Here is a 6,849-nt window from a genome sequence, read left to right on the forward strand (position 1 = left end):
GCGTGGTCAGCGCAGACCCAGGAGGTTCCGCACCCGGAACTTCTGCACCTTCCCCGAGGTCGTGCGCGGCAGCGACGTGCCGGTGAAGGTGAACCGGCGCGGGATCTTGTAGGTCGCCAGCTCGCTCTTCAGGTACCGCGTCAGCTCCTCCTCGCCGAGCTCGCACCCGGGCCGCAGGACCACCATGGCCGCGCCGAACTCGCCCCACTCCGGGTCCGGGACACCCACCACCGCGGCCTCGAGGACCGCCGGGTGCTGCGCGACCACGCGTTCCATCTCGGCCGGGTACACGTTCAGCCCGCCGGTGATGATCATGTCCTTCGACCGGCCGGAGATGTAGAGGTAGCCGTCCTCATCGACGTGGGCCAGGTCACCGGTGTGCAGCCAGCCGCCCTCGAGGGTGGCGGCCGTCGCGTCCGGCTTGCCGTAGTAGCCGATCATCGTGGCCGGCGAGCGGCAGATGATCTCGCCGACCTCGCCCGGCGCGGTGTCCTGCCCGCGCTCGTCCACCACCCGCACCTCGGCCGCGCTGCAGGCGCGCCCGGCGGAGCCCGCCTTGCCCACGGCCTCGTCAGGTCGTACGTAGGTCATCATCGTGGGGAACTCGCTCATCCCGTACACCTGCAGCACCGCACAGGACGGGAGCAGGCGGCGGGCGTCGGCGAGCGCGGTCAGCGGCACCGGTTCGCCGCCGCTGCAGATCAGCCGCAGCGAGCTGACGTCGTGGTCGCCGAGGCCGGGATGCCCGAGCACACGCTTGAGCACCGTGGGAACGAGCAGCACGGACGTCACCCGGTGCCGTTCCACCATGGCGAGGAACCGCTCGGGGGTGAAGCCGGTACTGGGCGAGAGCACCACCCGCCCGCCCCGCCACAACGTCGCGAGGGCGAGGTCGTGGAACCCCGCCGCCCAGCACAAGGCGGGCACCACCAGGTACACCTCGTCCGCGGTGATGCCGTAGTCCACGACCTGGTGGAAGGAGTTCCACAGCACCGTGGCGTGGGTGTGCATCGCGCCTTTCGGCGCACCGGTGGTCCCGGAGGTGTACTGCAGCAGGAACAGGTCTCCCGAGCCGACCTCGACCTCCGGCGGCGGGCCGGCCCGCGAGATCAGCTCCTCATACGCGAAATCCCCGTCCACGGTGCCCACGCCGACGTACCGGGCGGCCGACCCGCCGGCGCGCAGCTCCTTCACCACCGGTTCCAGCGCCTGCTCGTACACCACCCAGGACGCCGCGCAGTCGTCCAGGATGTAGCGCAGCTCACCGGCCTTGAGCAGGTAGTTGAGCGGCACCACCACCCCGCCGAGCTTGGCGACGGCGAAGAAGAGCTCCACCCATTCGACCCGGTTGTGCAGCAGCACGCCGACCCGGTCGCCCTTGGCGAAACCCTGGGCGTGCAGGGCGCCCGCGAGCCGGTCCGACCGCTCGTCGAGCTCGTCGAAGGTGACCTCACGGCTTTCGAAGACGACCGCCACGCGGCCTTCGTTGACCCGGCCGGCCAGGCGCGGTTTGCGCAGCAGCTCGGCCACCGTGTAACTGTCCATTTTCGCTCCGCTTCAGAAGATCGCGGCGTACATGATCTTTTCCTGGGTGGCCTCTTCCCGGCTGAACTCGGCCACGGTGCGACCGAACCGGGCGACCAGGATCCGGTCCGACACGGCGAGGATCTCCGGCAGGTAGGACGAGATCACGATGACCGCCTTGCCCTCGTCGGCGAGCTGCCGGATCAACTGGTGGATCTCCTCGATCGCGCCGACGTCCACACCGCGGGTCGGCTCGTCGAAGATGACCACCTCCGGGTCCGCCACCAGCGACTTGCCGACGACCACCTTCTGCTGGTTCCCGCCGGAGAGCTCGACGATCTTCGCGTCGGCGTTGATCGCCTTGATCCGCAGCCGGTCGCTCCACTCCTTCGCCACCCGCTTGCGCCGCGCCGAGGACAACCACCACTGCCGCCGCCCCTTGCGCGAGGCGAGCAGGCCGAGGTAGAGGTTCTCGGCGATGGTCATCGTCTCGAAGAACCCGTCCAGTTTGCGATCCTCGGTGATGTAGACGATCCCGTCGTCGATCGCCTGCTTCGGCACCCGGTAGCGCACCGGTTTGCCGTTGAGCAGCACGCGGCCGCCGTGGATGCGGTTGCGCTTGAGCGCCCCGGCGATGATCTTCGCGGTTTCCGTACGACCGCTGCCGATCAGCCCCGCGATGCCGAGCACCTCCCCCGCGCAGGCGGAGAACGACATGTTCTTCACGACGTTGCCCAGGATGAGGTTCTCGACCTCCAGCACGCGGCGCTTGCGAACGTCCGCGGTGCGACGCGGCTCGACCCGCGTGGTGCTGCCCAGTTCACGCCCCACCATGTGCCGGACGATCTCGTCCCGGTCGGTCTTGGCCGCGTCCAGGCACGCCACCCGCTCCCCGTCACGCAGCACGGTGACCCGGTCGGCGATCTTGAGCGACTCCTCCAGGGCGTGCGACACGTAGATGACGCCCAGGCCCGCCGCGCGGAGATCGTTGATGACGTTGAACAGGTGGAGCGTCTCCTCGGGGGTGAGGCTCGCGGTCGGCTCGTCGAAGATGACGATCCGCGCCCGGGAGCGCAGGGCCCGCGCGATCTCCACCATCTGCTTCTTCGCCGCGCCCAAGGTGGACACGTAGGCCGTCGGATCCACGTGGAAGTTCATCGACTGCAGCAGCTGCTGGGCCCCGATGTTGAGCGAGCGGAAACGGGTCAGCACCTTTTCGTGCCCCAGCTCGATGTTCTGCGCCGCGGTCATCGTCGGCACCAGGCTCGTCTCCTGGTACACCATCGCGATCCCGTGCTCGAGCGCGTCGTGCGGGCGGCGGAAGTTCACCAGCTCGCCACCGATCCGCAGCTCCCCGCTCGAGTGCTGCACCGCGCCGGCGAGGATCTTGCACAGCGTCGACTTGCCCGCGCCGTTCTCGCCGACCAGCGCGTGCACCTCACCGGCGCGCAGGTCGAAGTCGATGTCGTGGATCGCGTGCACGCCGCGGTAGGTCTTGGTCACCTTCGACATCTCGACGAGCAGGGTCTGCCCGGCCGCCGGGTCGATCTCCAGCTGCTCCACGATGGACTGGTTCATCACGCCTCCCCCGCCCCGGTCACCAGCACCTGGTCCCCGCCGTGCACCGCGATGAACAGCCGGCTTCCGCACTGGCGGGCCGAGGTGACACCGTGCCGCCGGCCACCGCCGCGGCTGTGCATGCTCGAGACCACGTAGCCCTCCTAGTCCAGCCGGGCCACCAGGCCGTAGGACCGCGGGGGCGCCCACGGCTTGATCACGCCGAGCTTGCGGATCTGCCCGCCCTGCAACGGTTCCAGGCCGGAGTCGAGGCCGCGCAGCGCGGGCCGGATCCAGTAGTCCGGCTCGATCGTGCGCATCATCTCCTCGACGTAGTCGCGCTGGGTCAGCACGAACTCCACCAGCTGGGTGCGCAGCGCGAACATCGCCAGCCAGTAGCCGCCCGGGGCCGGGTTGATCCGGCCCGGGTAACCGGGCAGGTTCTCGCGCAAGGTGCGACCGGCTCCGCCGGCCAGCGGGTAGCGGCGGACCCGGTGCGCCCACGCCTCGCAGACGACGAGCGCGTCCTGCCCGGGTGTCAGGGAAACTCCGCTGGCGTAGGCCAGTCCGCCGGCCAGCACGGTGGTGCGACCGGACCGGGGGTCGTGGCGCAGCAGCCGTCCGCGGGCGTTCTGCTCCATCAGGTCCCGGACCCAGTCCCGGCCGTGGTGCCGCGTCGACCCGTCGGTGAGGTAGATCGTGCCGTCGCCGGCGAGCGCGACGTCGGTCGGGCAGTGGATCGGCACACCGGACTCGTCGGCCGCGGTCACCAGCTCCGCCGCCCCGTCACGGCCCACCCGCATCAGGCCGGTCCCCGCCACACCCACCAGCAGGCCGTCGGGACCGGGCTCCAGCGCGCCGGCCGGCCCCGGCAGGGTGGCGAGCACCTCGGAGTGCCGGAAGTCCGGACCGGACACCCGCACCACCCGGTCGGCTGTGCTCACGTACAGGTCGCCGCGCTCGTCCAGGCACACGTCCTCGGGCTCGGTCAGACCGCCGATCGCGGTCGCGACGGCGTCGAGCTCGTCGTTCGGCGTGAGCCCGCCGTCCAGCGGCGGGATGGCCCGGTGCTCGGACCTGCCGGGAAAGAGGAACTCCTTGACCAGTTCCCAGGCTTCGACTCGGGGCATCGGTCCTCCTCCTCAGCCGACCGTGGCGGGACGGCCCGCCCGCTCGGTGGTGGCCATTTCGGGTCGACCGGCGCGGAGCTCGACACGGCCGATCCGGTTGTTCTCGAGCCCCCCGATGTAGAGGTAGCCGTTGTGCTCGCGCATCGACGTGATGGTGGAGTGCTTCTCCCCGCCCGGATCCCAGTAGGCTTCCAGCACCTCTCCGGCGTCGGACACCTTGACCACGCAGCCGTGGTTCATGCTCGGGTAGAGCCATTCGTCGCGCGGAATGCGCTTCATCATGCGGCGCCGGAAGGTGGGCATGCGCATAGCGAGGTCGTAGGCGGGTGAACGCATCCCGTTGAGCGCCACCCAGTAGGTGCCGTCGGAGGCCCGGTTGATGTTGTCCAGGTAGCCGGGGAAGTTGTCCATGAAGATCTCCAGCCTGCCCTTCTTCGGCCCGCTGTGCCAGTACCGCAGGATGCGGCACAGCCAGGTCTGCGCGATGAGCAGCGACTCGCCGTCGTGGCAGCTGCAGATCCCGTTGGGGAACACCAGATCCCGGATCACCGTCCGGGTCTTCCCGGTGGCGGGGTCGTAGCAGAGCAGCCGCCCGTTGGGCCTGCCCTCGACGCCGTCGAGGATCCAGTCGGCCATGTCGAAGCGGGTGGTGGCCTCGCTGAACCAGACCTTGCCGTCCGGTGTGATGTCGAGGTCGTCGGCCATGCGCAACCGCGAGTCGTCCCGCAGCTGGACCCACGTCCGGTTGGTCTCGTCGGAGAGCTTGCGGTGCTTTCCGTCCGGGGACACGGAATACAGACCCATGCCGCCGACGCACACGATCAGGTTCTCGTCGGCGTCGAACGCCATGCCGAGCGGGTGCCCGCCGATGCGGGCGAAGACCTCGCGCTCGCTGAAATCGGGTCCGGAGAAGCGGAGGATCCAGCCTTGCCGGGTACCGCAGTAAACGCGTCCCCGCGAGTCCACGATCACGTCCTCGGGACCCTCGACCTCGCCGAGCCCAATCGCTTCCGCGTCGCGCAGCCGGTCGTTGATCTCGAACGGGCTGCCCGAGCCCGGCCGGACGTCCGGCAGCGGGCCGTACTCCACCAGGGTCGGGTTGACGTAGGTCTTCTGGATGGCCTTGCCGCGGTTCTTGCCCCACTTGGTGTCCAGACCCACGGCGACGATCAGCACCACCGCCAGCACGGTCTGCAGGACCTCGCCGCCCACGTCCATCAGCAGCAAACCCTTGCCCAGCAGGCTGATCGTCGCCGCGCCGATGAAGGCACGCCAGACGGTGCCCTTGCCGCCGGTGAGGCTGATGCCGCCCAGGATGACCGCGGTCAGCACGTTCAGCTCGAGACCCTCGCCGACGCGCGCGCTGGCGCTGCTCAGCCGCGCCGCGTAGAAGACCCCCGCCAGCGCGCACAGCGCCCCGGCGAAGACGTAGCTGATCAGCAGGACCCGCTCCACGCGGATGCCCGCGTGGCGGGCGGCCCGACGGCTCGCGCCGACCGCGGTGATGTGCCACCCGAGCCGCGACCTGCTGAGCACGATGTGCCCGGCGACGAGCACGACCAGCAAGGTGACGAAGCTGAACGGCAGGCCGGCGACCTTGCCCGTGCCGAACCAGTCCCACACCGGGTCCATGACGAACACCGAAGCGGTCTTGGCCGAGTAGTGCAGGTCGAGCAGGTTCAGCACGCCACGGAAGATGATCAGTGTGACCAACGTGGTCAGGAACGGCCGCGCCTTGAGGTAGGCGACGATCGTGCCGTTGGTGGCGCCCAGCAGGGCACCGGCCACCAGCGTCAGCAGGATCGCCGGCACGACCGGCACCCCGGCGACGGTGATCAGCAGGATCGCGACCATGTTGCACAGCCCGAACATCGAGCCGACGGACAGATCGATGCCCCCGGAGATCATCACCACGGCCATGCCGAGGCAGATCAACGAGATCTCCGCGAGCTCCGCCGCCGTCGACAGCAGGTTCGCTGAGGTGGCGAAACCCGGGGCCGCGACGGAGAAGAACACGATCACCGCGATCAGGATGGCCAGCGGGATGGCCGGCTCCATCCACCTCTTTTCGAACAGCTCGGCGAAGAACTGTTGCGGCGAGGCGCGGTAACGCAGGTGGCGAAGCCGGTCGCGAACGGTTTCGTGCTCTCGGACGTTGCGCTCAGGTGGGCGGCGCCGCGGTGTCGCGGGCCGCACGTCCGCAGTTGCCGTCATGGTTCTCCCTCTCCGGAGCTGGGGCGCGCCGGGACGCCGCGGGCGGGAGGCGTCCCGGCGGGGATGGGATCAGCGAACGGTCAGCCCGTCGTTCTTGCCGTCGTAGCACATGTTCGGCTGGTTCCAGTTGGACTTGTCGATCTTCACCAGCGGCGTGTAGTCGGCGATCCGGGCCGTGCCGGGGGCCTGCCCGGACTGGACCAGGTACTTCGCGATCGCCACGATGTCCGTGCCCTGCGTGGGCACCGAGTAGCCGTAGGACTGGAAGAACATGCCGTCGCGCACGCCCTCGCAGGCGATGTTGCTGTGGTCGGAGGTGAACACCTTGACCTGGCCGAGCTTGCCCGCCTCCTTGATCGCGGCGGCCGCTCCGTACTGCATCTGGTCCCAGAAACCCCAGCTGGCGCACAGGTTCGGGTGCTGC

Annotated in this window: 6 protein-coding genes; all 6 read right to left on the reverse strand. The window is 69.5% G+C overall.

Translation table 11 applies throughout. The features are described from left to right. Positions 1-6: 6 nt before the first annotated feature. On the reverse strand, positions 7-1,545 hold the full coding sequence (locus tag L2C96_RS18210; RefSeq protein WP_237337090.1) for a class I adenylate-forming enzyme family protein: 1,539 nt from the start codon (positions 1,543-1,545) through the stop codon (positions 7-9). Between the two features lie 12 nt (positions 1,546-1,557). Continuing rightward, positions 1,558-3,102 (reverse strand): sugar ABC transporter ATP-binding protein, encoded by a 1,545-nt coding sequence (locus L2C96_RS18215; protein ID WP_237337091.1) that lies wholly within the window; start codon positions 3,100-3,102, stop codon positions 1,558-1,560. Further along, positions 3,102-3,236, reverse strand: a complete 135-nt coding sequence (locus L2C96_RS44540) for a hypothetical protein (RefSeq protein ID WP_272882802.1) — start codon at positions 3,234-3,236, stop codon at positions 3,102-3,104. The genes L2C96_RS18215 and L2C96_RS44540 overlap by 1 nt, the downstream gene beginning before the upstream one ends. Positions 3,237-3,245: 9 nt before the next feature. After that, positions 3,246-4,211: an SMP-30/gluconolactonase/LRE family protein gene (locus L2C96_RS18220; RefSeq protein ID WP_237337092.1), complete on the reverse strand. Its 966-nt coding sequence runs from the start codon at positions 4,209-4,211 to the stop codon at positions 3,246-3,248. Between the two features lie 12 nt (positions 4,212-4,223). Then, positions 4,224-6,425, reverse strand: a complete 2,202-nt coding sequence (locus L2C96_RS18225; RefSeq protein ID WP_237337093.1) for an ABC transporter permease — start codon at positions 6,423-6,425, stop codon at positions 4,224-4,226. Positions 6,426-6,494: 69 nt separating this feature from the next. Further along, positions 6,495-6,849: sugar ABC transporter substrate-binding protein (locus L2C96_RS18230; protein WP_372491235.1), on the reverse strand; the 355-nt coding region annotated here is incomplete at its 5' end.

This window comes from Amycolatopsis tucumanensis, from assembly GCF_021654135.1.
Classification (GTDB): domain Bacteria; phylum Actinomycetota; class Actinomycetes; order Mycobacteriales; family Pseudonocardiaceae; genus Amycolatopsis_E; species Amycolatopsis_E tucumanensis.

What these genes read in the sequence shown, in the direction of transcription:
- L2C96_RS18210 (WP_237337090.1), bottom strand. Translation starts at nt 1,545, where the DNA reads ATGGACAGTTACACGGTGGCCGAGCTGCTGCGCAAACCGCGCCTGGCC.
- L2C96_RS18215 (WP_237337091.1), bottom strand. Translation starts at nt 3,102, where the DNA reads ATGAACCAGTCCATCGTGGAGCAGCTGGAGATCGACCCGGCGGCCGGG.
- L2C96_RS18220 (WP_237337092.1), bottom strand. Translation starts at nt 4,211, where the DNA reads ATGCCCCGAGTCGAAGCCTGGGAACTGGTCAAGGAGTTCCTCTTTCCC.
- L2C96_RS18225 (WP_237337093.1), bottom strand. Translation starts at nt 6,425, where the DNA reads ATGACGGCAACTGCGGACGTGCGGCCCGCGACACCGCGGCGCCGCCCA.